Source organism: Blastococcus sp. VKM Ac-2987 (assembly GCF_026967805.1).
Taxonomy (GTDB): Bacteria; Actinomycetota; Actinomycetes; order Mycobacteriales; family Geodermatophilaceae; genus Blastococcus.
This window is the reverse complement of record NZ_JAPVBG010000002.1, coordinates 299,839-322,990: the sequence shown is the minus strand read 5'-3', so window position 1 is coordinate 322,990 and position 23,152 is coordinate 299,839. Positions and strand designations below refer to the sequence as shown.

The following is a 23,152-nucleotide window of genomic DNA, read 5'->3' as shown; positions in this document are numbered from 1 at the left end:
CGGGCGTGTCGTGCGGGAGCGGTCCGGATCGCACCGGCCGCAGGCCCGCTCGGCGCGTCGCCCGCACGACCCGCGTGGCGGTGCCCAGCATGGAGGGGTGCCTCCCCGTTCGCCGTACGACAACCTGGTCCACCCGCGCACGCGCAAGCAGCCGAGCCCCGAGGTCGAGGCGCTCAAGGACGTCGTCGTCGAAGATCCCAGCAGCGGGTTCGTCGGCGCCGTGGTGCGCTGCGAGAAGGACGTCGTCCACCTCGAGGACCGCTTCGGCCGCGTGCGGGCCTACCCGCTCGGGCCCGGCTTCTGGGTCGACGGGCGGCCGGTCGTGCTCGTGCGGCCGAAGCAGCAGGCGCCGTCGGGCCCGCAGCGCAGCGCCTCGGGGTCGACCTACGTCGCCGGCGCCCGCGCCCGGGTGGCGCGCGAGGGCCGGATCTACGTCGAGGGCAAGCACGACGCGGAGCTCGTCGAGAAGGTGTGGGGGCACGACCTGCGGATCGAGGGCGTCGTCGTCGAGCCGCTGCACGGCGTCGACGACCTGCCCGGGATCGTGCGCGACTTCCGGCCGTCGTCCGGGCGCCGGCTCGGCGTGCTCGTCGACCACCTGGTGACCGGCTCCAAGGAGTCGCGCATCGCCGCTGAGGTCATGAGGACGGGGGGGACCCCCGGCGCCCACGCGCTGGTCGTCGGCCACCCCTTCATCGACATCTGGCAGGCGGTGAAGCCGTCCGTCGTCGGCATCGAGGCCTGGCCGACCGTGCCGAGGGGCGAGGACTGGAAGACCGGCGTCTGCAGGCGGCTGGGCTGGGAGGACGACACCGGCTACGTGTGGGCCCAGCGCATCCTCGCCCACGTGAAGGTCTGGACCGACCTCGAGCCCACCCTCATCGGCCGCGTCGAGGAGCTGATCGACTTCGTCACCACCGATTGATGATCAGGTGACCTGATCGTTCGGGGTCCTGGCTCACCGTCGACAGTGAGCCAGGACCCCGAACGGTGAGCCAGGATGCCGGTCGGCCTCACCCGTCGGGTGCGCCACCGCGACCCCCGGTCCGGCGCCCACCAGCAGGCCGAGCAGCGCACCGCCGACGCCGATCACCGCCGCCGATCCCATGGCGATGAGCCGGCGCGTCCGGGGCGCGGCCCCGATCGCCGCGAGCGTGGCCAGGTCAGGCCGGGCGTCGGCCAGCGCGAGCCGGTCGACGTCAGCGAGCGAGGCTCGCCCTCGGCGGAGGCGAGGGACCCGATCCGCCCCACCGGGGAGCCGGGCAGCTGGTCGACCACGATCCCCTCGACGGCGACCCAACCCTCCTCGCCGGTCTGGAAGAGGGTCACCACGGCCGCGCCCATCGGCGCCTGGGCGACGTGGTCGCGGCGGTCCTGCGTGCTCTCGCTCCGGCTGCCGATGGCCATCGTCGTCACCGCGGCGACGGTGACCGTGACGGCGGCGAAGGCCGAGGCGGTGCGGGTCCGGTCGCGGGTGGCGTCCCGGACCGCGATGAGCCGCGCGGCCGGCAGCCACCGGGCCAGCGGGGCGAGCAGCCACGGCGTCGCCACGACGGCGCCCTCCGGGCAAGGGGCCACGCTGACGACCTCCTTGACAGCCGGCCCGCCGTTCCACCATTGTGTCAATGGCTTGATTCATTGACTGTGTGGAGGACGTCGTGGCCGGTGCACCGCTCCTGCTGCTGCTGGTGCTGGTCACCACCGTGGTCGTCGGTGCGGGCCTGGCCCGGCGGTCGCCGCCCAGCCGGGAGCACGCCGTCGCCGCCGCGCGCCGGCACGCCACCCGCACCGCGGCCGCGGCGTACGTCCTCGGCGCGGCCGCGGCCGTGGTCGTCCTCGAGGCCGAGGTCGGCAACACCGCACCGGGCGGGCTGGGCGTCACCGTCCTGCTCACGCTGCTGACGTTCGGGGTCGTGCACGTCGGCGTCCTGGCACTCGGCGAGCTGACCTGGCCGCGACCGGCCGGGGACGTGCGGCGGGCCCGGCTGGTGCGGCGGGGGCTGCTGCACGCCGCGCCGCGGTGGCTGGTGCGCACCGCCGGAGGCGCCGCCGGACTCGCCGTGCTCACCGTCGTCGGCGGGGCGCTCCTCGCCGCCCCGGACGGGCGCAGCGTCACCTACTCGGTCGAGGCCGTCTCCTCCGCCAGGGCGAGCCCCTTCCCCGGGCTCTTCTACGGCGGGCCGGCCGCCGGAGGGCTGCTGGCGCTCGCGGTCACGGTCGCGCTGACCCTGTGGGTGGTCGCCCAGCGCCCGGCGGTGGCCACCGAGGACGAGCGGATCGAGGACGCCCTGCGCCGCGCCTCCGCGCACCGCGTGCTCCGCGTCGCCGCCGGCGTCACCCTCGTCGTCGCCGGCGGGCTCCTCCTCGTGGGCGGGACAGCACTGCACGGGCTGGGCACGAGCTCGGCCGGGTCCGGCGCGTGGCTCGACGCCTGGCCCGCGGTGGCGGCCCTGGCCGGCCTCGCGGCGATGGTCGGCGGCGTGGTCGTCACGTGCTGGCGCGCGCCGGGCGTCCCGGCCGACCGCGTGCCGGCCGCGGCATGAGCCCGGAGCCACCGGCCCTCACCGTCGACGTCGGCAGCCCGATCCCGCCCTACGAGCAGATCCGCGGTCAGATCGCCGCCCTCGTGCACGGCGGGGTCCTCACCGAGGGGGCGAGGCTGCCCACCATGCGCGCGCTCGCCGCCGACCTGGGGGTGGCCGTCGGCACGGTGGCGCGCGCCTATTCGGAGCTGGAGGCGGCCGGGCTGGTGGCCAGCCGGCGGCGCACCGGCACGGTGGTCACCGGGGGCGCCCCGGTCCCCGGCGTGCAGGACCGGGTGCGCGCCGCCGCGGACGCGCTGGCCCGGGCGGCACGGGAGGACGGCGTGGACGACGCCACCGTGGTGGCCGTCGTCCGCGCCGCCCTCCTGCGGACCGCGACCGGCTGAGGGGCCCTGGTGATCAGGTCACCTGATCACCCGGGGTCCTGGCTCACGGTCGGACGCGAGCCAGGACCCCGAGAGGTGAGCCAGGACGGTCAGGTCAGCTCGGGATCCAGTTGAACTGGTCCGGGTCCGGGCCGATGCGCCCGGCGCGGTCGAGCGCGGTGATCGCGGTCATCTGCTCCTGGTCGAGCTCGAAGTCGAAGAGGGCGAAGTTCTCCGCCATCCGGTCCTTGGACGAGGACTTCGGGAAGATGACGTCCCCGCGCTGGATGTGCCAGCGCAGCGTCACCTGCGCCGGCGACCTCCCGAGCTGCTGGGCGATCCTGCTGATCACCGGGTCGCCGAGCACCTGCCCCTGCCCGATCGGCGACCACGCCTCGGTGACGATCTCGTGGTCGGCGTCGAAGGCGCGCAGCTCGTCCTGCACCAGGAAAGGGTGGATCTCCACCTGGTTCACGGCCGGCCGGACGTCCGAGGCGCCGAACAGGTTCCGCAGGTGGTGCGGCTGGAAGTTCGAGACGCCGATGGCCTTCGCGCGGCCGCTGGCGTAGATCTCCTCGAGCGCCTTCCACCGGGCCACGTAGTCGCTCGCGGCGGGCAGCGGCCAGTGGATGAGGAAGAGGTCCAGGTAGTCGAAGCCCATGTCCGACAGACCCTGGTCGAAGGAGCGCAGGATGTCGTCGCGCTCCAGCCTGTTGTTGTTGAGCTTGCTGGTCACGAAGATCTCGGACCGGTCGATCCCGGACTCGCGGACGGCCTGGCCGACCTCGGCCTCGTTCCCGTACATCTGCGCGGTGTCGATGTGCCGGTAGCCGATGTCCAGCGCGGTGCGGGTCGCCTCGGCGGTCTGGTCCGGCGGGATCTGGTAGACGCCGAAGCCCAGCTGCGGGATCTCGACGCCGTTGTTCAGGGCGATGGTGGGCACTGCGGGGGCGGGCGTGGCAGCCACAGGCATTCCTTCCGGTTCGGGGAGGCCGCGCGGTCGGTTGTGCGCGATCGGCCTCGTTCCCGGCTACCCGCCGACCGGCCGCTCAACCCGCAGGTGGTCGACGCCACCGGCAGGACCCCGCCGCACCGCCCGGCCGCCGGCCACCGCGAAGAGCGCGGCCGCCGCTGCCGCGCCGGCGGGCACGGCGAACGCGCTCTGCGCGCCCCAGGCGTCCACCGCCGCTCCGGCCACCGCCGAGCCGACGGTGACGCCGAGGGTGAGCCCGGAGATGGTCCAGGCCAGGGACTCGGTGAGCACGCCCGGCACGGCGCGGGACTCCACCAGCGTCGTCCCCGAGACCAGGACCGGTGCGATGGTCAGGCCGGCGAGGAACCCGCAGCCCACGAGCACGGGCAGCGAGCCCACGCCCCACAGCAGCTGGGCGGCCAGGCCGAAGGCGACCGCCGTCCCGACGAACCGGGCGGCGAGCGTGCCCGGCAGCGGCGCCACGCCGTAGACCAGCCCGGCCAGCAGGCTGCCGGCGGCGAAGACGGCCAGCACCGCCCCGGACAGCGCAGGCGCCCCCTCGGCCTCGGCGAAGGCGATCACGACGACGTCGAGGGCGCCGAACACCGTGCCCACCGCGAGGTAGGTGGCGACGACGACCAGCAGGGTCGGCGTCAGCACCGCCCACCAGGGCGCCCGGGAACCCGCGACCACCGGGTGCGCGGGCGGGTCGGTGTCCCGCAGGGCGGCCAGCCAGAGCCCGCCGACGGCGCCCAGGACCACGCCGGTCAGGAAGCCGACGGACGGGGCGATCAGCGTGGCGAGGAGGGTCACCAGCGGCGGGCCGATGACGAAGGCGACCTCGTCGGCGACCGCCTCGAAGGCGAACGCGGTCTGCCGGCCGGCGGGGTCGAGCACCGCCGACCACCGCGCCCGCACCAGCGAGCCGATGTTCGGGCTGCTGCCCCCCACCGCCGCGGCCAGCAGGAACCAGCTCCAAAGCGGCCCACCGGCGACGACGGTGGCGACGAACCCGGCGCCGGTGAGCAGGAACGCCGCCATCGCCCAGCGCAGGACCGTCCGCTGCCCGCGCCGGTCCATCGCGCGGGCCCACTGCGGCCCGGCGATGCCGTAGCTGAGCGCCAGGCTGCCGGAGACCGCGCCGGCCAGGCCGTAGCTGCCGGTCTCCTGCGCCACCAGGAGCACCGCGCCGAGGCCGAGCATGGGCGCCGGGAGGCGCCCCACCCCGCCGGCGAGGGAGAACGGCAGCGCTCCCGGGACGGCGAACAGGCGACGGTAGGGATTGAAGACGGTGCGGGCCGACACGGTTCTCTCGCGCTTCCTGGCCACAGGCGAGTGCGGGACGTCCTCCGCCGGTCTCTCGGGTGGCGGTGCGACCGTAGCAACGCCGCCGCCGGGAGGTCGTCGTCATTCCCGGCCACATCCGTCGGCGGTCGCGGCTACATTCGGCCCATGACCAGCGCCTCGCTCCCCGATCCGACGGTGCGGCGCGCCGCGGGCGCGGGCACCGCAGGTTCCGGCGGCCTGGTCGACCGGTACGGCCGCACCGCCACCGACCTGCGGGTCTCGCTCACCGACCGCTGCAACCTCCGCTGCACCTACTGCATGCCGCCCGAGGGGCTGGACTGGCTGCCCAAGGTGGAGGTGCTCACCGACGAGGAGATCATCCGGCTGGTGCGCATCGGCGTCGAGCAGCTGGGCATCCGCGAGGTCCGCTTCACCGGCGGCGAGCCGCTGCTGCGACCGGGCCTGGTCGGCATCGTCGCCGCGGTCACGGCGCTGCGCCCCCGCCCGGAGGTCAGCCTCACCACCAACGCCATCGGCCTGGCCCGGGTGGCGCCGGCGCTGGCCGCCTCGGGGCTGGACCGGATCAACGTCAGCCTGGACACCGTCGACCGCGACCGGTTCAAGCAGCTCACCCACCGCGACCGGCTCGACGACGTCGTCGCCGGGCTGGCGGCCGCGCAGTCGGCCGGGCTCACGCCGGTGAAGGTCAACGCCGTCCTGCTGCGCGGGATCAACGAGGCCGACGCCGTCCCGCTGCTGGACTTCTGCCTGGAGCGCGGCTACCAGCTGCGCTTCATCGAGCAGATGCCGCTGGACGCCCACCACGCCTGGACCCGTGGCGAGATGGTCACCGCCGAGGACATCCTCGAACGGCTCTCGGCCGCGCACGCGCTCACGCCCGACACCGAGGCCCGCGGCTCCGCCCCGGCCGAGCGGTGGCTGGTCGACGGCGGCCCCGCGACGGTCGGGGTGATCGCCTCGGTGACCCGTTCGTTCTGCGGGTCCTGCGACCGCACCCGGCTCACCGCCGACGGGCAGATCCGCAACTGCCTGTTCGCCCGCGAGGAGTCCGACCTGCGGACGGCGCTGCGCGAGGGGGCCACCGACCAGGAGATCGCCGACCGCTGGCGGATCGCCACCCTCGGCAAGCTGCCCGGCCACGGCATCGACGACCCCTCGTTCCTGCAGCCGAACCGGCCGATGTCGGCCATCGGGGGCTGAGCACCATGTCGTCGACCGTCACCGTGCGGTACTTCGCCGGGGCGCGGGCCGCCGCCGGCGTCGAGACCGAGGCCCGGGAGGCCGGCAGCCTGGACGAGCTGGTCGGGCAGATCGTCGCCGACCACGGCGAGCGGCTGGAGCGGGTGCTCACCGCCTGCTCCTTCCTGATCGACGGCACGCAGACCCGCGACCGGGCGGCCGCGCTGGCGCCGGGGTCGGTGGTCGACGTGCTGCCGCCGTTCGCCGGAGGCTGACAGGCCCGGGAGCATCGCAGCGAGGAACGAGCGAGGAGCGGACCGGGCCGCGGAAGCCGACCAGGGCGCCGGAGGCTGACAGGCCCGGGAGCATCGCAGCGAGGCCGGTGCCGACAGGGAGTGAGCATCGCAGCGAGCGCCAGCGAGCGAGGAGCGGAGCGACCGCGGAGGCTCCGTCAGCTCGGAGCGAGGAGCGGACCGGGCCGCGGAAGCCGACCAGGGCGCCGGGAAGTGACAGTTCTCGCCGGGAGGTCGTCGGGTCCGGGAGGATGGGACGCATGAGCATCTTTGACAAGGCGAAGGCGAAGGCCGAGGAGCTGTACGGCCGGGGCGTGGAGCTGTACGGGGAGTCGCACGGCGACGACGCCGCGAAGATCGACGGCGAGGCCCACCGGCTCGAGGCGGAGGCCGAGGAGGCCGAGCTCGAGCGCGGCGAGAAGCGGGACGACGACGGGCTCGCCGGCGCGCGCTGATCCCGGCTCTCCGGCGGTTGGGCGCCCCCGCTGCGGGGAATAACGGACGGCATGGTTCCGGCAGGCATCGCGGACGTCGCGCCGTGGCCGGACTGGTGTTCGGCCGCGGAGGGCGTGCTCGCCTTCCTGGCCGACCACGTGGGCTGGGACGTCTGGATGATCACCCAGGTGGTCGGCGACCGGCAGATCGTGCTCCTCGCCCATCCCGACCGATCCGTGCGCCCCGGCATGGAGCTGCCGTGGGAACGCAGCTTCTGCCGGCAGATGATCGAGGGCGACGCTCCCCGGCTGGCCACCGTGACCGCCGCCGTCCCGCAGTACGCCTCCCGCACGACCGGGCCCCTGCGCGACATCGCCGCCTACGTCGGCATCCCGCTGGTCACGCGGGACCTGCAGCTGTTCGGGACGCTGTGCGGGGTGGCCTACCGTGCCAAGCCGCGCAGCGCCGCCCGGGAGCTCTCCGTCGTCGAGACCGCCGCCCGCATGCTCAGCACGCTGATGGCCGCGGGCTGGGACCCGCCGCGGCTGGCGGGCGAGCCCGGCCAGGAGGTGGTGTGCTGACGGGGTGCTCGCCGAACAGCTGACCGGTCCCGTCTGCCACCACGGCGAGGGACCGGTCTGGTCGTCGTCCTGGGGCGGGCTGCGGTGGGTCGACATGCTCGCCGGCGACGTCCTGGCGCTGGACGCGGACGGAACGGTCCGCCGCGAGCACGTGGGCGACGTCGCGGCGGCGGTCCGGCCGCGCCGGGACGGTGGGGCCGTCGTCGCCGTGGAGCGGGGGTTCGCCCTGCTGGGCGCCGACGGCACGCGGACGACCCTCGACCCGGTGTGGGAGGACCGCTCGATCCGGATGAACGACGGGGGGTGCGACCCCGACGGCCGGTTCTGGTGCGGATCGATGGCCTACGACCAGCGGCCGGGCGCGGCGGCGCTGTACCGGCTGGACCCCGACGGCACCGTGTCCCGTGAGCTGGGCCACCTCACGATCTCCAACGGCCTGGACTGGAGCCCGGACGGGTCGCGGGCCTACTACGCCGACACCGCCACCCACCGCATCGACGTCTTCGACTACGACCGGGACACCGGCCTGACCGGCCGCCGCCCGTTCGTGCGCTTCCCGGACGACGGGAACCCCGACGGCCTCACCGTCGACAGCGCCGGTGGCGTCTGGGTCGCGCTGTACGGCAGCGGCACCGTGCACCGCTACGACGCCGACGGCCGCCGCGACGCGGTGGTGGAGGTCCCGACCGCCAAGGTCACGGCCTGCACGCTCGGCGGGCCCGACCTCGACCGGCTGTTCGTCACGACCTCCCGCGAGGGCCTCGGTCCGGACGACGACCCGCTGGCCGGCTCGCTGTTCCACGTGCGCGTCGACGTGCCGGGCCGGCCGGCGCGGGAGTTCGCCGGCTGAGGAGCCGCGCCCTCAGGGGCAGGCGACCCACTCCTCCTCGCCGTCGGTGAAGACCTGCCGCTTCCAGATCGGCAGCCGCTTCTTCACCTCGTCGACGAGCTCCGCGCAGGCGGCGAACGCCGCGCCGCGGTGGGAGGTGCTGACGGCGCAGGCCAGGGCGACGTCGCCGATGCCGAGCAGCCCGACGCGGTGGCTGACGGCGACGGCGTGCACGCCGGGCCGGGCCGCGAACTCCTCGACGAGCTCGGTGATCACGTCGGCTGCGCTGGGGTGCCCCACGTACTCGAGCTCGGTCACCGAGCGGCCGCCGTCGTGGTCGCGGACGACGCCGGCGAAGGAGACCACCGCGCCGGCGGCCTTGTCGGCGACGGCGTCCTCGTGCTCGGCGACGGACAGCGGCTCGTCGACGACGCGTGCGATCACGGCGCCGAAGGTACTCCGGGCGGGGGCACGTCGAGGTCGGCCGGATCGGCCAGCCCGGTGCAGTCCACCTCGACGACGTCCCGGCCGGCCAGGTAGCGGCGGGCCCCCTCGTCGCCGGTCGCCGTCTCCCCCACCCCGGCCCAGTGGTCGCGCCCGAGCAGGACCGGGTGGCCGCGGACGCCGTCGTAGGTGGCGACGGCGAGCGCGTCGGGCGCGGCGGTGGCGGCCACGGCGGCCAGCGCCTCCGCCGTCATCCCCGGCATGTCCACCAGGGTCACCAGCGCCGCGTCGACCCGGCCGGGCCAGCCGCGCAGACCGTCCAGGCCGGTGCGCAGCGAGGACGCCATCCCGGTCTCCCAGTCCTTGTTGGCCAGCACGACGGCGTCCCCCAGGCTCGCGCTGCGCCACACGTCGACCGCGCGGGCCCCGAGCACGACCAGCACCGGGTCGCACGCGGCCGCCGCCGTCGCCACCGCCCGCTCGACCAGCAGGCTGCCCTCGTACTCGACCAGCGCCTTCGGCATCCCGTAGCGGCGGCCGCCTCCCGCGGCGAGGACGACGGCGGCGACGACGGGAGCACTCATCCGTCCACCCTCCCAGGGCCCGGGTCAGCGGGCGTAGACGGCGACCTCGGAGGCCTTCACGCTGGCCCACACCTCGGCGCCCGGGGTCAGCCCCATCTCGGCGAAGGCGGCAGCGGTCACGTCGGCGATCAGCGGGACCTCCCCGGCTAGCTCGCAGCGCACCGTGGCCCCGTGCGGGGTGGCCCCGACCAGCCGGGCGGGCCAGACGTTGCGCGGGCTGCCGTCCGGGCGCGACGCGTACAGGGACACCGACTCGGGGCGGACCGCCGCGAACACCGGGCCGGCCGCCTCCTCCGCCACCGCCACCGCTCCCCCGCCGTCGAGCCGCACCAGCCGGCCCTTGGCGGTGCCGGGCAGCAGGGACAGCCCGACCAGCCGGGCCACGTAGTCGGTGCGCGGACGGCGGCTGACGTCGGCCGGGGTCCCGGCCTGCACCACCCGGCCCTCCTCGACGACGACGACGCGGTCGGCCAGCGCCATCGCGTCCACCGGGTCGTGGGTCACCAGCACCGTGCTCCCGACGAACCCGGCCAGGTGCCGGCGCAGCTCGGCCCGGACCGCCAGCCGGGTGCGCGCGTCCAGCGCCGAGAGCGGCTCGTCGAGCAGCAGCAGGGCCGGGTCGCCGACCAGCGCGCGGGCCAGCGCCGCCCGCTGCGCCTGCCCACCGGAGAGCTCGGCGGGCCGCCGGCCGCCCAGCCCGTCGAGCCCGACGCGGGTCAGCCACCCCTCCGCGGCCGCCCGTGCGGCCGCCCGGCCGGTCCCGCGGGTGCGGAGCCCGAAGGCGACGTTGTCGGCCACGCTCAGGTGCGGGAACAGCAGCGCGTCCTGGAACACCATGCCCAGGCGCCGCCGGTGGGCGGGGACGGACGCGCCGTCGCCGTCCCAGACCTCGCCGTCGACGACGACGCGGCCGGCGTCGGGACGCAGCAGCCCGGCCAGCACGCGCACCAGCGTCGACTTCCCGGCCCCGTTGGGGCCCAGGACGGCGAGCACCTCGCCGTCGGCGACCTCGACCGCCACCCGGAGGTGCAGGGTCCCCCGCCGGGTGTCGACCGTCGCGGTCAGGCTCATGCCGCCGCCCGGCCGAGCCAGCGGTCCCGGAGCAGCAGCAGGGTGGCCAGCGAGACCGCCAGCAGGACCACGGAGAGCACGATCGCCGCGTCCGGGTCCCGCTGCAGCGCCAGGTAGACCGCCAGCGGCATCGTCTGCGTGGTGCCGGGGAAGTTGCCGGCGAAGGTGATCGTCGCGCCGAACTCGCCCAGCGCCCGGGCCCAGCACAGCACCGCCCCGGCGGCGATGCCCGGCGCGACGAGCGGCAGCGTGACGCGGCGGAAGGTGGTCCAGCGGCCGGCGCCGAGGGTGGCGGCGACGTCCTCGAAGCGGCCGTCCGCCGCCCGCAGCGCCCCCTCCACGCTGATGACGAGGAAGGGCATGGCCACGAACGTCTCGGCGATCACCACGGCGGCGGTCGTGAACGGGAGGGTGACGCCGAAGGTGTCGTCGAGCCAGGAGCCGACGATCCCCTGCCGTCCGAAGACCAGGAACAGCGCCACCCCGCCGACCACCGGCGGCAGCACCAGCGGCACGGTGACCAGTGCCCGCAGCACCGACCGGCCCCGGGCGCGGGAGCGCGCGAGCACCCAGGCCAGCGGGACGCCGAGCAGCAGCGACAGCCCGGTGGCGAGCGTGGCGGACACCAGCGACAGCCGCAGCGCCTCCCCGACCCCGGGCGCGGCCAGCTGCGCGCCGAGCTCGGACCACGGCGTGCGCACCAGCAGGCCGACCAGCGGCAGGACCAGGAAGGCGACGGCGAGCGCGGCCGGGAGCAGCAGCGGCGCCGGTACCCGGGTGGTCTCGCGGGTGCGGCTCACGACGGCGGCGAGAACCCGGCGTCGGCCAGCGCCTGCTGCCCCTCCGCCGAGCGCACCAGGTCGACGAACGCCTGCGCCGCCACCGGGTTGCCCGCGCCCTCGAGGACGCCGATCGGGTAGCGGTTGACGGCGGCGGACGACTCGCGGAAGTCGAACGCGCGCACGTCGTCCCCCGCGGCGCGGACGTCGGAGCGGTAGACCAGCCCGGCGTCGACCTCGCCCAGCACCACCTTGGTGAGCACGGCGCGGACGTCGTCCTCGTAGGTGTCCGGGGCGGCCGGGGTGCGCGAGGCGGCGAGCACCTCCTCGGCGGCCGCTCCGCAGGGCACCTCGGGGGCGCAGACGGCGAGGGTGAGGTCCGCGGGGAGCAGGTCGGCCAGGCCCGGGACCCCGTCCCCGCCGGCCGGCAGGTCGATGCCGGCCGGGTTCCCCGCCGGCACCACCAGCACCAGCGGGTTCTCCGCGAACACCGCCGGATCGGCGACCTGCCCGGCGTCGGCCACCCGCGCCATCTGCGCCTCGTCGGCGGTGGCGAGCACGTCGGCCGGCGCACCCTGCAGCACCTGGGCCGCCAGCGTGGAGCTGCCGGCAAAGCTGAACCGCACCTCCAGCTGCGGGTTGGCGGCCTCCAGCTGCTCCTCCAGGTCGGCGAAGACGTCGGTGAGCGAGGCCGCCGCGAGCACGGTGAGCGTGCCCGTCATGCCGGGATCGCCCGGCCCTGCCGGCCCTCCCTCGGCCACCCCGGGCGGCGCGTCGCCGGCGGCGCTCCCGCACCCCCCCAGGACGAGCCCGGCGACGAGCAGCGCGCCCGACCGCCACCTCACGGCACGTCCACGCTGACCTGGGTCGCCTTCACCGTCGCGACCGCCCGCACCCCCGGCTCCAGGCCCAGCTCGTCGGCCGCCTCGCGGGACATCAGCGAGACCAGCCGGAACGGCCCGGCCTGGAGCTCGACCTGCGCCATGACGGTGTCGCGCACGACCCGGGTGACGATGCCGGTGAGCCGGTTGCGGGCCGACGACGGCGTCGTCCCGGGCGCCGGGGCGTCGCGCCGGCCGACGGCGACCCGGGCCAGCTCGGCGCCGTCGACGAGGGCCGGACCGCCACCCTCGCGGGAGGCGGTCAGCCGCTCCGAGTCGATCCAGCGGCGGACCGTGTCGTCACTCACGCCGAGCAGCGCGGCGGCCTCGGCGATCCGGTAGCTGGCGGGCACGGGTGCAGCATAGATCCGCATCTGCGGATACCGGAAGACGGTGAGTCCGCAGCTGCGGATCGCCGCATGTCGAGAGGCGAGAATCGATACCCGGCAGACCGGGCGCCGACCCACGACGACGCCACATCGTTGCTCACATTCTTTCGTCACGAAGTCGTTACCACCCGATGCCGAATAGGCCGCGCCTCAGCGGACATGGAAGAGATGCGTCCGGACATCCACGACGCCCGACGGTGGAACACCGGACATCCATGACCTCGAACAAGGGATCCGACATGAACAAGCTGACCCGTGGCATCGCCGCCGCCTCCTTCTCCGGCTTCCTGGCCCTGGGCCTCGCCGCCTGCGGCGAGGAGGAGGGCACCGTCGAGGTGACCGAGACCGAGGAGCTCACGGAGACCGAGGAGCTCGAGACCGAGGTCACCGAGACCCTCGAGCCGACCGAGACCGAGACCGAGACCGAGGAAGAGGTCGTGGAGACCGAGACCGAGGTCGACACGGAGACCGAGACCGAGTTCGAGACCGAGACGAACAACTGACTCGGTGAGCACCGCCGCCACGTCGGCGGAGCAGCGGACCGCGGGCGGCGCCACCAGGCGCCGCCCGCGGTCGGCGTTCGTGGTGCCGCTGGTCCTCCTCTGCGTCGCCGCGGCCGTGCGGCTGTGGGACCTGGGGGACCCCGACCGGCTGTTCTTCGACGAGAAGTACTACGGCCCGGACTCCCTGGACTACGTCACCCGCGGCGTGGAGGAGGAGCGCCCCGCGCACCCACCGTTCGGCAAGTGGGTCATCGCCCTCGGCATCCAGGTCTTCGGCTACACCCCCTTCGGCTGGCGGATCGGCGTCGCCGTCGCCGGGTCGCTGACCGTGCTGCTGGTCCACCTCAGCGGCCTGCGGCTGTTCCGGCGCACCGCGCCCGCCGCCCTCGCGGCCCTGCTGGTGGCCCTGGACGGCCTGGCGGTGACGACCAGCCGCCTGGCGATGCTCGACGCCGTGCTGGGCCTGTGCGTGGCGCTCGCCTTCTGGCTGGTCCTGCTGGACCGGGACGCCCGGCGGCCCGGCCGGGGACCCGGCGAGTCCCTGCGCCGCTCCTTCCTCGGCTCGCGGTACCGCTGGCTGGCCGGCCTCGCGCTGGGGCTGGCGGTCGCGACCAAGTGGTCCGGCCTGCTCGCCATCGCCGCCGCGGGGCTGCTGGTGCTCGGCACCGAACTGGCCGGGCGCGGCGAGGGCGTGGCGCGTGGCACCCGGCGCGCGGCCGTCGTCGCCGCCGGGGGGGTCCTGAGCATGCTGGTGCTGCCGGCGGCCGTGTACGTCACCGCGCACGCCGGCTGGTTCGCCAACTACGAGGAGAGCTACGCCGGGGCCCGCGCCTGCGCCGAGGGTGACTGCGCGACCGGCCCCGGGGACCGGCTGGAGACCTGGTGGCAGACCCAGGTGGACCTCGTCCAGTACCACCGCGACCTCGAGGCGACCCACCCCTACCGCTCGGACCCGCTGGGCTGGGGCTGGCTGGAACGGCCGATCCTGGTCTACGCCGAGAGCTGCACGACTTCCCAGCAGGAGGCCGGGGAGTGCGAGGTCCCGCCCGGCACGGTCGCGCGGATCACCATGGTCGGCAGCCCCGCGCTGTGGTGGCCGGCGCTGCTGGCCTACCCGGTGCTGCTCTGGCGCGCCGCCGTCCGCCGGGACGGCGTGGCCGCCACCATCCTCGTGCCGCTGGTCCTGCTGTGGCTGCCCTGGCTGGCCGCCGGCAAGCCCGGCTACTTCTTCTACATGCTGCCCGTCGTGCCGTTCATCGCCCTCGGGCTCGTCCGCGCCGTCCAGGCCGGCCCCCGGCCCCGCCTCGTCGGTGGTGCGCTGGCCGTGCTCGCGGTCGCCGCCTTCGTCTTCTTCGCCCCGATCTGGCTAGGGATCCCGCTGGACCGGGACGCCCTCGACCTCCGGTACTGGCTGCCGTCCTGGCGGTGACCCCGGCGGGTGGCGCACCACCTCGACGGCGACCCAGACCAGCGCGGCGGCGCGCAGGGCGACGGCGGCCCCGAGCACCGGGTAGGGCAGCCCCTCCCCGTAGCCCTCGCGCACGGCGAGGTGCGGGAACTCGACCGCGTGCACCAGGACGTCGCTGAGCACGACGGCGACGAACGGCGCGGCCCGGCGCAGCACCAGGGCCATGAGCGGCACCAGCCAGAGGGTGTACTGCGGCGAGTACACCTTGTTGGCCAGGACGAAGCAGACCAGCACCGGCAGCACGAGCTGCCACCACTCGTCGGGACGACGCCGGCGGGCGCCGAGGACGACGACCGCGACGGCGCCGGCCGCGAAGACCCCGAGGCTGAGCATGCTCAGCGCGGCCGGCCCGGGCTCGGGGCCGCCCAGCCGGGCGAGCAGGAACCAGAGGCTGTCGACGTGCATGCCGCGCCGGCTGCTCAGCTCGTAGAACCGGTCCCAGCCGTCCGGGGCGAGCAGGTAGGCCGGCACGTGCACCGCGACGAACACGCCGGCCGCGGCGCCGCCGTGCAGCAGGGCGGCGCGCGGCCGGCGGCCGGCCAGCAGCGCCAGCACGACCAGCGGCACCAGGAACCCGGGGAAGATCTTCGCCGCCGCGCCGAGACCGGCGACGACGCCCGAGGCGGTGTTCCGGCCGCGCCGGTGCAGCAGGAGCGCCCCGAGCAGCAGGACGATCGGGAGCGTGTCCCAGTTGTAGAAGGCGTACAGGAACAGGGCCGGCGCCGCGGCCCACCACAGCAGCCGGCCCGGGCCCAGGCCCAGGCGCCGCAGCAGGACCAGGGCCGCCAGCACCTCCAGCACGACGAACAGGCCGTTGGTCGCGGCGAAGGTGACGACCGTCGCCGTGCCCGGCAGCGCGTGGGCGAGGACGGCGGCCAGCCAGATCCGCACCGCGAGCACCGGCGGGTACTCCAGCGGCTCGGCGCCGTACGGCCCCGCCCCCTCGTCCAGCCCGCGCCGGTACCACAGCGGGGCGACGTCGGAGTAGCAGTAGCCGTAGTACTGCTCGCCGCCGACCCAGCCCCCGTCGAGGCAGCGCACCCGGGCCCACCAGCCGCCGGCCAGCACGACCAGCGCCACGGCGGCGACCGCCACGCCCCTCGCCCGTGGGCTGCGGACGCCCGGCACCCCGCCGCCGGTCATCCCGTCCCCTCCCGTCGGCTCCCCCGGGCCGGTCCGAGCACGGGTCCGCCATCCTTCCAGCTACCGTGCGGCTCGCCCGGCGGAGGACGCCGTCGCCGGATCCCGGGGGCACGGCGGGCCGCCGACCGGGGGACGGAGGTGGCGCAGTGGACCGGCTGAGGACGGCGGTGCGTGAGCAGTTCGCGCCGGTGGGGGTGCTCGTCACCGGCACCGCCGGCCTGCTCGCCCTCGGCACCGCCACCGGGCAGGCCAACCGGCCCGTGTACGCGCTGGTCGTGCTGGGCGGCGCGGTCGCGGTCGCCCGCCTCCACCTGCGGGTCGGGCTGAGCACGGCCACGATCTGGGGCCTCGTGGCGTTCGCGCTGGGGCACCTGGCCGGCGGGATGGTCCCCGTGGGCGACGGGATCCTCTACCAGGTGTGGCTGGTCGACGGCGTCCTGCGCTACGACAACCTGCAGCACCTGGGGTTCGGCTTCGTCGGGCGGGCGATCTGGGAGGCGCTGCGGCACCGCCTGGCGCCGTCCGGGCCCGACCTGCCCGGTGTCACCCGGTGGATCGTCGTCCTGGGCGCGACCGCCGCGGGTGCGGTCAACGAGATCGTCGAGTACGTGCTCACCCTGGTCCTGCCCGAGCACTCGGTGGGCGGTTACGACAACACCGCCCGCGACCTGGTCGCCGACCTCGTCGGGGGGCTGGCCGTGGGCTGGTGGACCGGGCGCCGGGCGCGGGCCGCGACCCGGCTCTGAGCCGCCCGTCCCACCTGTGAGGTGCGTCCCGTTTGCTCCCGGACCCCACCGGGGAGACGCAGCCGGTGCCCTTCCCCACCGACCGGGACAACCCGGCAGGCGGCTCGGCGTCCGTCCGCACCCGCCGCATCCGCGAGTTCGCCCGCGAGGTCCTCGGGTACGCGGAGTTCCGCCCCGGCCAGGAACGCGCGATGCAGGCCGTCGTCGGGGGGCGGGACACCCTCGCCGTCCTCCCCTCCGGAGCCGGGAAGACGGCGGTCTACCAGGTCGCCGGGCAGCTGCTGGACGGCCCGGTCGTCGTCGTCTCGCCGCTGATCGCGCTGCAGCGCGACCAGGTCGAGCGCCTGACCGAGCTCGCCGACGACGCGGGGCGCGCCGCCCAGCTGAACTCCAGCCTCCCGGCCGCCGACCAGCGGGAGGCCCTGGACGGGATCGGGAACGGAACGGTCCGCTTCCTCTTCCTCGCCCCCGAGCAGCTGACCAAGCCCGAGGTGGTCGAGGCGATCGCCGCGGCGGAACCGGCGCTGTTCGTCGTCGACGAGGCGCACTGCGTCTCCGCCTGGGGCCACGACTTCCGCCCCGACTACCTGCGGCTGGGCGCGGTCGTCGAGCAGCTGGGCCGCCCGACCGTGCTGGCGCTCACCGCCACCGCCGCGCCGCCGGTCCGCGCCGAGATCGTCGAGCAGCTGGGCATGGACGAGCCCGAGATCGTCGTCGCCGGGTTCGACCGGCCGGAGATCCGGCTGGAGGTCGACCACCACGCCGACGCGCACGCCAAGGAGCAGGGCGTGCTCGACCGGGTGCTCGCCGAGATCGGCGAGGGCCGGGGCCCGGGGATCGTCTACGCCGCCACCCGCAAGGGCACGGAGGAGATCGCCGCCGCGCTGACCGACCGCGGGCTGCGCGCGCAGGCCTACCACGCCGGGCTGCGGAAGACCGACCGCGAGGAGACGCAGCGCGCCTGGATGGCGGACGAGCTCGACGTCGTCGTCGCCACCACCGCGTTCGGCATGGGCATCGACAAGCCCGGCACCCGCTTCGTCGTGCACGCCGAGCCGGCCGACTCGATCGACAGCTACTACCAGGAGATCGGGCGGGCGGGCCGCGACGGGGAGCCCGCGCTCGCCGTCCTGGTCTACCGCCAGGAGGACCTCGGGCTGCGCCGCTTCTTCGCCGCCGGCACCCCGGCGGAGGAGGAGCTGCAGCAGGTGGCCGGCCTGGTCGCCGCCGCACCGGCCGCGGGCCTGGCGGACGGCGTCGACGTGAAGACCCTCCGCGAGGAGACCGGCCGCGCCGCCACGCCCCTCGCCCGCGACCTCAACCTGCTGGAGCAGGTCGCCGCCGTCGTCGTGGACGAGGACGGCGCCGCGCACCCGGCGGACGGGGCGCCGAGCCCCGGCGCCGCGGCCGCGGCCGCCCGCGAACTGGCCGAGCACCACGAGAAGGTCGACCAGAGCCGGGTCGAGATGATGCGCGGCTACGCGGAGACCACCGAGTGCCGTCGCCAGTTCCTGCTGGGGTACTTCGGCGAGCAGCTGGACCAGGCGTGCGGCAACTGCGACAACTGCAGCAGCGGCACCGCCCAGGACCACCCCCGACCCGACGACCACGACGTCCCGTTCCCGCCGGAGACCCCCGTGGCGCACAGCGAGTGGGGGAACGGCGTGGTCATGCGCGTCGAGGACGACCGGATCACCGTGCTGTTCGACGAGGTGGGCTACAAGACCCTCGCGCTGGCCGCCGTCGTGGGCAACGACCTGCTGCGCACCCGCCGCTGAGCGGCTGCCGGCCGGGCAGCACACCTAGCCCGCGGTCGTCCCCTCCAGCAGCAGGCGGAAGTCCGCCAGCCGCACCGGCTTGGTCAGGAAGCCCTCGACACCGGCCGCGGCGAACGCGGCGCGCTGGTCCTCGCCGGTGCCGGCGGTCAGCGCCACCAGCCGGGTCGCGCCGGCCGGGCCGGGCAGCGCCCGGATCGCCGTGGCCGCCTCGACGCCGGACATCCGCGGCATCTGGTTGTCCAGCAGGACCAGGTCGAAGTGCTCGCGCTGGACGGCCGCCACGGCCTCGTCGCCGTCCTCGACGGTGACCACCTCCGCGCCGGCGCTGCTGAGCAGGGCGGAGGCGACCATCAGGTTGATCTCGCTGTCGTCGGCCAGCAGGACCCGCGGTGGCCGACGTCCGGCCGGCAGCCCGTCGGCGGCCGCGGCCCGCACCGCCCCTGCGGCCGGGCCGTCGGCGGACGGGGCGGGCGCGCGGCGGGCGCGGGGCAGGTCCACCTCGACGACGAACGTGGACCCGCTGCCGGGCGTGCTCTGCACGTCGAGGCGGCCGCCCATCAGCTCGACCAGCTGCTGGCTCAGCGCCAGGCCCAGCCCGGTGCCGCCGTACCGCTGCCCCTGGGCGCCCTGGGAGAACGGCTGGAACAGGCCGGACAGCTCCTCGGCGCCCATGCCCGCGCCGGTGTCACGCACCGAGATGCGCAGCCGCGAGAGCTCCGCGCCGGCCGGGCAGAGCTCGACCGCGACGGTGACCTGCCCGAGGGCGGTGAACTTGACCGCGTTGCCGACCAGGTTCATCAGCACCTGGCGCAACCGCGCCGGGTCGCCGACGAGGAGGTGGTGGTCGGCCGGTGCGTCCAGCGCGACGGACAGCCCCTTGCGAGCCGCGACCGGACCCATCGCCGCGGTGACGTCGCGGGCCACGTCCGCGGGGCTGAACTCCTCGCTGGCCAGGTCGACGGCGGTGGTCTCCGCCTTGGAAAGGTCCAGGACGTCGTTGAGCAGCCGCAGCAGCGCCTCGCCGGAACGGCGGGCCACGGCGACGTACTCGGCCTGCTGGGCCGTGAGCCGCTCCAGCCCGAGCAGCTCCAGGGTGCCCAGCACTCCGTTCAGCGGGGTCCGGATCTCGTGGCTGGCGGCCGCCAGGAACGCGGTCTTGGCCCGGGTGCTGGCCAGCGCCTGGTCGCGCGCCTCGGTCAGCTCCTGGGCATGGGCCCGCGCCTGGGTGACGTCCTTGAGGGCGACGACGGCGCCCAGCAACCGCCCGGCGCTGTCGCGCATGGCCCGGCCGTCCACCGACACCGTGCGCGGTGACGCGCCCCGGGGTGCGATGACCATCGGGACGTCACGGACGTCCTCCCCGGCCAGCGCCCGGTGCAGCGGCTCCTGCTCGACGGCGAGCGGGGTCTCGCCGTCCTCGGACCGGAGGTCGTCCCGGGCCGGCCACTCCGCGGGGTCGCTCCCGGGTTCCTCGGCCCGGCCGTGCAGCTGGTGGGCGGCGCGGTTGAAGGCGGTGAGCCGGCCCTCGCCGTCGCAGGCGACGACGCCCACGTCGATGGTCTGCAGGATCGCCGTGGTCAGCGCCGCCCGCCGCTCGGCGTCGTCCCGGGCCGCGCTGAGCGCCGCCTCGGCGGCGACCCGCTCGGTGACGTCCCGCAGGAAGGCGTTGTAGCGCCAGCCGTCCCGGCCCCGGCTGCGCCACAGCGTCAGCTCGATGGGCAACCGGCTGCCGTCCCGCCGCTGGCCGCTCACCTGCACCTGCTGGCCCAGGATCCGCGCCTCCCCGCCGTCGCGCAGCCGGGCCAGGCCCGCGCGGTGCTGCGTCCGCAGCTCGACCGGGATGATCAGGTCGGCCAGGTCCCGGCCGACCGCCTCCTCGCGGGTCCAGCCGAAGGTCTCCGCGGCCGCGGGGTTCCAGTCGACCACCATGTTGCGCTCGTCGATGGCGACCAGCGCGTCGGCGCAGGTGTCCACGAGGCCGGCCGCCTGCTCGGCGACCTGGGCCAGCTCCTGGGCCGCCCGCACCCGCTCGGTCACGTCGCGCGCGGCCGAGTGCAGCTCGAGCACCGTGCCGTCGTCGCCCCGGATCGGTGCGAGCCGGGCCTCCAGCCAGCGCATCGACCCGTCGGCGTGCCCGGCCCGGAACAGCACCGAGGCGCTGCGCCCCCGGGCGAGCACCCGCCGCATGGCGTCCTGCACGTCGGGCAGGTCGTCGGGGTCGATCCGCAGCAGGTCCGCGGCACCGACCCCGGTGGCCGGCTCGTGCCCGAGCACGTTGCGCAGCGACGGGGAGACGTAGCGGACGGTGCCGTCCGGCGCGTGGCGGCACAGCACGTCGGCCGAGCCGTCGGCCACCAACCGGAACAGCGCCGCCTGGTCGGCCGCCTCCCGCGCCTGCTGCGCCTGCTCGATGAGGACGGCGGCCTGCCGGGCGAGGTCGGCCAGCGCCTCCCGCTGGGCCGGGACCAGCCGGCCGGGCTCGTCGGCGAAGACGCAGAGCGAACCGATGGCCCGGCCCTCGGTGAGGACGATGGGCGCGGAGGCGTAGAAGCGCACGTTCCCGATCCGGCCGTCGACCCAGGGGTTGCCGGCGAACGCGGGCTCCTGCCGGGCGTCGGGGACGTGCCGCAGGGCCGGCCGCGCCATGGCGACGGCGCACAGCGAGTCCGACACGGCGGTGGGGCTGCCGCAGAAGCCGACCGCACCGACCTGGTGCTGGAACGCCTCGTCGAGCAGGTTGACCACGGCGGTGGGCGTGCCGCACAGCGCCGCGGCCACCCGGGTGAGCGCCCGCAGCTGCTCGGCCGGGGCGTGCTCGGGCAGGCCGTAGGCGCTCAGCAGGTCCGCGGCACCGGCCACGGGCGACGACTGCGACGGGACCGGGGAGGAGGACACACGTCCTCATCGGCTCGTCCCGGGGGTTGCTGGAGCCGGTCCGTGCCCCGGCCCGGGCGCACCCGGCCGCGTGATCCGCGCGGCTCACCGTGCGGGTCCGGCCCCTCGGCGTGATCATCGTCGAGGACCGGGTGGAACGAGCCCGGCCGGGAGGAGCAGCAGCGTGAAGGTCCTGGGCATCAACGCGATCTACCACGACCCGGCGGCGGCGCTGGTCGTCGACGGGAAGGTCGTGGCCGCGGCGGAGGAGGAGCGCTTCAGCCGGCGCAAGCACGGCAAGCGCCCCCTGCCCTGGAGCGCCTGGGAGCTCCCCGAGCTGTCCGCGGCCTGGTGCCTGGCGGAGGCCGGTATCCGCCCCGAGGAGCTCGACGCGGTCGCCTACTCCTTCGACCCGGGCCTGATGACGACGCCGGAGGAGACCGGCCTGAACGACCTCGGCGACGTCATGCGCAAGAAGTACGCCGAGATGGCACCGGACTTCCTGGCGCACGCGCTGCCCGGCCTCGACCCGGCGAAGGTCAGGTTCGTCAAGCACCACGTCGCGCACGCGGCCTCGGCCGGGCTGGCCGCCCCGCAGCGGCAGAACGCGGTGCTCGTGCTCGACGGCCGCGGCGAGGCGCACAGCCACCTGGCCGGCCGCTACGTCGACGGCGAGCTGGAGATCCTGGCCGGGCAGGCGCTGCCGCACTCCCTCGGCCTGATGTACGAGGACCTCACCGACCACCTTGGCTTCCTGCGCAGCAGCGACGAGTTCAAGGTCATGGCGATGGCCAGCTACGGCAAGCCGCGCTTCGTCGGGGACCTCACCGAGCTGATCCGCGCCACCGACGACGGCGGCTTCCGCACCGAGAAGATCGACTTCACCGAGTTCGCGCCCCGGCTGGGCAGGGGCGACCAGTGGACCTCCGACCACGCCGACCTCGCCGCCAGCGTCCAGCAGCGGCTGGAGGAGGTGCTGGTCGACCTGGCCCGCTGGGTGCACGAGCAGACCGGGGAGAAGACCCTCACCCTGGCCGGCGGCACGGCGCTCAACTGCGTGGCCAACACCCGCATCCTGGCCGAGAGCCCGTTCGAGCAGGTCTGGGTGCAGCCGGCCGCCGGTGACGCCGGGACGGCGCTCGGTGCCGCCCTGCACGTGGCCCGCGAGCTCGGCGAGGACACCCAGCCGATGCCCGGCGCGGCGCTGGGCCGCGGCTGGAGCGACGACGAGATCGAGCGCGTCCTGCAGACCGCGGCGATCGACTACGAGCGCCCGGACGACGTCGCCGAGGCGGTGGCCGAGGTGCTGGCCGACAACGGCATCGTCGCCTGGTTCCAGGGCCGCAGCGAGTACGGCCCGCGCGCGCTGGGCCACCGCTCGCTGATGGCCCACCCCGGCTTCGAGGCCAACCTGGAGCGGATGAACGACGTCAAGGGCCGGGAGCAGTTCCGCCCGGTGGCGCCGATGGTGCTGCTGGAGAAGGCGCCGGAGATCTTCAGCCGCGGCCCGATCCCCTCGCCGTACATGCTGTTCGTCCACGACGTCGCGGAGGAGTGGCGCGACCGCATCCCGACCGTCACCCACGTCGACGGGACGGCGCGGATCCAGACCATCGACCCGGAGGCATCCCCGCTGGTGCACCGGATGATCTCGGCGTTCGAGCGGCGCACCGGGCTGCCGGTCGTGGTGAACACCAGCCTGAACACCGCCGGCCGACCGATGGTCGACGACCCGCGCGACGCCCTCGAGTGCTTCGGCTCGGCACCGGTCGACCTGCTGGCGATCGGGCCGTTCGTCGTCCGCCGGCCGACGGCGACCTCCCGCACCCGGGCGGACTGAACCGGCCGGCCGGCCGGGTGCGAACACCGGCCGAGGCCCAGGTGACGGTTCGGCAACGACCGTCCCCCGACGGGGGGGCGGTCGTTACTCGTCCCCCGCCCCGGGTACGCCTCGCCCAGCCCCGCCAGGACCTGGCGGGTCGACCA

24 protein-coding genes are annotated in these 23,152 nt (G+C 75.5%); 13 read left to right on the top strand and 11 right to left on the bottom strand.

Annotation, left to right across the window (positions count from 1 at the left end):
* The first annotated feature begins 97 nt into the window (after positions 1-97).
* Complete coding sequence (locus tag O2W17_RS10370; protein ID WP_269192351.1) at positions 98-925, top strand: DUF3097 domain-containing protein; 828 nt, start codon at positions 98-100, stop codon at positions 923-925.
* Between the two features lie 164 nt (positions 926-1,089).
* Here O2W17_RS10370 and O2W17_RS10365 read toward each other — a convergent pair whose 3' ends face one another.
* Positions 1,090-1,578 carry a hypothetical protein gene (locus O2W17_RS10365; protein ID WP_269192350.1) on the bottom strand — a complete coding sequence of 163 codons (489 nt, stop codon included), beginning with the start codon at positions 1,576-1,578 and terminating at the stop codon, positions 1,090-1,092.
* A gap of 80 nt (positions 1,579-1,658) precedes the next feature.
* On the opposite strand from O2W17_RS10365, the gene O2W17_RS10360 reads away from it, so the two are divergent.
* Together O2W17_RS10360 and O2W17_RS10355 are read left to right on the top strand one after the other, a co-directional pair.
* The gene (locus O2W17_RS10360) at positions 1,659-2,543 is read left to right on the top strand and encodes a hypothetical protein (protein WP_269192349.1); all 885 of its coding nucleotides are present in this window, start codon (positions 1,659-1,661) and stop codon (positions 2,541-2,543) included.
* On the top strand, positions 2,540-2,929 hold the full coding sequence (locus O2W17_RS10355) for a GntR family transcriptional regulator (protein WP_269192348.1): 390 nt from the start codon (positions 2,540-2,542) through the stop codon (positions 2,927-2,929). The genes O2W17_RS10360 and O2W17_RS10355 overlap by 4 nt, the downstream gene beginning before the upstream one ends.
* A 94-nt stretch (positions 2,930-3,023) precedes the next feature.
* On the opposite strand, the gene O2W17_RS10350 is transcribed toward O2W17_RS10355, so the two are convergent.
* Positions 3,024-3,881 (bottom strand): aldo/keto reductase, encoded by an 858-nt coding sequence (locus O2W17_RS10350; RefSeq protein WP_442864546.1) that lies wholly within the window; start codon positions 3,879-3,881, stop codon positions 3,024-3,026.
* A 57-nt stretch (positions 3,882-3,938) separates the two neighbouring features.
* Positions 3,939-5,186: an MFS transporter gene (locus O2W17_RS10345; protein ID WP_269192346.1), complete on the bottom strand. Its 1,248-nt coding sequence runs from the start codon at positions 5,184-5,186 to the stop codon at positions 3,939-3,941.
* A gap of 147 nt (positions 5,187-5,333) precedes the next feature.
* Here O2W17_RS10345 and moaA point away from each other — a divergent pair, with 147 nt between their 5' ends.
* The 5 genes from moaA (at position 5,334) to O2W17_RS10320 (ending at position 8,527) form a co-directional block, all read left to right on the top strand.
* Positions 5,334-6,389, top strand: a complete 1,056-nt coding sequence (gene moaA, locus O2W17_RS10340) for a GTP 3',8-cyclase MoaA (RefSeq protein ID WP_269192345.1) — start codon at positions 5,334-5,336, stop codon at positions 6,387-6,389.
* 5 nt (positions 6,390-6,394) lie between these two features.
* Positions 6,395-6,643: a MoaD/ThiS family protein gene (locus tag O2W17_RS10335; RefSeq protein WP_269192344.1), complete on the top strand. Its 249-nt coding sequence runs from the start codon at positions 6,395-6,397 to the stop codon at positions 6,641-6,643.
* A gap of 278 nt (positions 6,644-6,921) precedes the next feature.
* Positions 6,922-7,116 carry a hypothetical protein gene (locus O2W17_RS10330; protein WP_269192343.1) on the top strand — a complete coding sequence of 65 codons (195 nt, stop codon included), beginning with the start codon at positions 6,922-6,924 and terminating at the stop codon, positions 7,114-7,116.
* 51 nt (positions 7,117-7,167) lie between these two features.
* Positions 7,168-7,677 carry a histidine kinase gene (locus O2W17_RS10325; RefSeq protein ID WP_269192342.1) on the top strand — a complete coding sequence of 170 codons (510 nt, stop codon included), beginning with the start codon at positions 7,168-7,170 and terminating at the stop codon, positions 7,675-7,677.
* Between the two features lie 4 nt (positions 7,678-7,681).
* On the top strand, positions 7,682-8,527 hold the full coding sequence (locus O2W17_RS10320) for an SMP-30/gluconolactonase/LRE family protein (RefSeq protein WP_269192341.1): 846 nt from the start codon (positions 7,682-7,684) through the stop codon (positions 8,525-8,527).
* Positions 8,528-8,539: 12 nt separating this feature from the next.
* Here the strand turns inward: O2W17_RS10320 and O2W17_RS10315 are convergent, their stop codons facing one another.
* From O2W17_RS10315 to O2W17_RS10290, 6 genes are read right to left on the bottom strand one after another with little or no spacing between them, the layout of a single operon-like run.
* On the bottom strand, positions 8,540-8,950 hold the full coding sequence (locus O2W17_RS10315) for a molybdenum cofactor biosynthesis protein MoaE (protein ID WP_269192340.1): 411 nt from the start codon (positions 8,948-8,950) through the stop codon (positions 8,540-8,542).
* Positions 8,947-9,534, bottom strand: a complete 588-nt coding sequence (locus tag O2W17_RS10310; RefSeq protein ID WP_269192339.1) for a nucleotidyltransferase family protein — start codon at positions 9,532-9,534, stop codon at positions 8,947-8,949. The genes O2W17_RS10315 and O2W17_RS10310 overlap by 4 nt, the downstream gene beginning before the upstream one ends.
* Positions 9,535-9,558: 24 nt before the next feature.
* The gene (locus tag O2W17_RS10305; protein ID WP_269192338.1) at positions 9,559-10,605 is read right to left on the bottom strand and encodes an ABC transporter ATP-binding protein; all 1,047 of its coding nucleotides are present in this window, start codon (positions 10,603-10,605) and stop codon (positions 9,559-9,561) included.
* The gene (locus O2W17_RS10300) at positions 10,602-11,405 is read right to left on the bottom strand and encodes an ABC transporter permease (RefSeq protein WP_269192337.1); all 804 of its coding nucleotides are present in this window, start codon (positions 11,403-11,405) and stop codon (positions 10,602-10,604) included. The genes O2W17_RS10305 and O2W17_RS10300 overlap by 4 nt, the downstream gene beginning before the upstream one ends.
* Positions 11,402-12,229: a molybdate ABC transporter substrate-binding protein gene (gene modA / locus O2W17_RS10295; protein WP_269192336.1), complete on the bottom strand. Its 828-nt coding sequence runs from the start codon at positions 12,227-12,229 to the stop codon at positions 11,402-11,404. The genes O2W17_RS10300 and modA overlap by 4 nt, the downstream gene beginning before the upstream one ends.
* On the bottom strand, positions 12,226-12,618 hold the full coding sequence (locus tag O2W17_RS10290; RefSeq protein WP_269192335.1) for a TOBE domain-containing protein: 393 nt from the start codon (positions 12,616-12,618) through the stop codon (positions 12,226-12,228). Before O2W17_RS10290 ends, modA begins: the two co-directional genes overlap by 4 nt.
* A 275-nt stretch (positions 12,619-12,893) precedes the next feature.
* Between O2W17_RS10290 and O2W17_RS10285 the strand changes: the two genes are divergently transcribed.
* Together O2W17_RS10285 and O2W17_RS10280 are read left to right on the top strand one after the other, a co-directional pair.
* The gene (locus O2W17_RS10285; protein WP_269192334.1) at positions 12,894-13,157 is read left to right on the top strand and encodes a hypothetical protein; all 264 of its coding nucleotides are present in this window, start codon (positions 12,894-12,896) and stop codon (positions 13,155-13,157) included.
* Positions 13,158-13,161: 4 nt separating this feature from the next.
* Positions 13,162-14,586, top strand: a complete 1,425-nt coding sequence (locus O2W17_RS10280) for a phospholipid carrier-dependent glycosyltransferase (protein ID WP_269192333.1) — start codon at positions 13,162-13,164, stop codon at positions 14,584-14,586.
* Here O2W17_RS10280 and O2W17_RS10275 read toward each other — a convergent pair.
* Entirely contained in the window at positions 14,524-15,720 is a 1,197-nt protein-coding gene (locus O2W17_RS10275; protein WP_269192332.1) for a glycosyltransferase 87 family protein, read from the bottom strand. The genes O2W17_RS10280 and O2W17_RS10275 overlap by 63 nt on opposite strands.
* A gap of 194 nt (positions 15,721-15,914) precedes the next feature.
* Between O2W17_RS10275 and O2W17_RS10270 the strand changes: the two genes are divergently transcribed.
* Both O2W17_RS10270 and O2W17_RS10265 read left to right on the top strand, forming a co-directional pair.
* A complete protein-coding gene (locus tag O2W17_RS10270; protein ID WP_269192331.1) occupies positions 15,915-16,514 on the top strand; it encodes a DUF2238 domain-containing protein in 600 nt (199 codons plus the stop codon).
* Between the two features lie 65 nt (positions 16,515-16,579).
* Positions 16,580-18,292 (top strand): RecQ family ATP-dependent DNA helicase, encoded by a 1,713-nt coding sequence (locus O2W17_RS10265; protein ID WP_269192330.1) that lies wholly within the window; start codon positions 16,580-16,582, stop codon positions 18,290-18,292.
* A gap of 24 nt (positions 18,293-18,316) precedes the next feature.
* Here O2W17_RS10265 and O2W17_RS10260 read toward each other — a convergent pair whose 3' ends face one another.
* Positions 18,317-21,151, bottom strand: coding sequence for a PAS domain S-box protein (locus tag O2W17_RS10260; protein ID WP_269192329.1), 2,835 nt, complete (start codon positions 21,149-21,151; stop codon positions 18,317-18,319).
* Positions 21,152-21,350: 199 nt separating this feature from the next.
* Here O2W17_RS10260 and O2W17_RS10255 point away from each other — a divergent pair, with 199 nt between their 5' ends.
* A complete protein-coding gene (locus tag O2W17_RS10255; RefSeq protein ID WP_269192328.1) occupies positions 21,351-23,006 on the top strand; it encodes a carbamoyltransferase family protein in 1,656 nt (551 codons plus the stop codon).
* Positions 23,007-23,152: the final 146 nt, after the last annotated feature.

Coding starts and splice junctions, on each gene's coding strand:
- O2W17_RS10310 (WP_269192339.1), bottom strand. CDS start 9,534: ATGAGTGCTCCCGTCGTCGCCGCCGTCGTCCTCGCCGCGGGAGGCGGC.
- O2W17_RS10330 (WP_269192343.1), top strand. CDS start 6,922: ATGAGCATCTTTGACAAGGCGAAGGCGAAGGCCGAGGAGCTGTACGGC.
- O2W17_RS10285 (WP_269192334.1), top strand. CDS start 12,894: ATGAACAAGCTGACCCGTGGCATCGCCGCCGCCTCCTTCTCCGGCTTC.
- O2W17_RS10305 (WP_269192338.1), bottom strand. CDS start 10,605: ATGAGCCTGACCGCGACGGTCGACACCCGGCGGGGGACCCTGCACCTC.
- O2W17_RS10355 (WP_269192348.1), top strand. CDS start 2,540: ATGAGCCCGGAGCCACCGGCCCTCACCGTCGACGTCGGCAGCCCGATC.
- O2W17_RS10335 (WP_269192344.1), top strand. CDS start 6,395: ATGTCGTCGACCGTCACCGTGCGGTACTTCGCCGGGGCGCGGGCCGCC.
- O2W17_RS10325 (WP_269192342.1), top strand. CDS start 7,168: ATGGTTCCGGCAGGCATCGCGGACGTCGCGCCGTGGCCGGACTGGTGT.
- moaA (WP_269192345.1), top strand. CDS start 5,334: ATGACCAGCGCCTCGCTCCCCGATCCGACGGTGCGGCGCGCCGCGGGC.
- O2W17_RS10350 (WP_442864546.1), bottom strand. CDS start 3,881: ATGCCTGTGGCTGCCACGCCCGCCCCCGCAGTGCCCACCATCGCCCTG.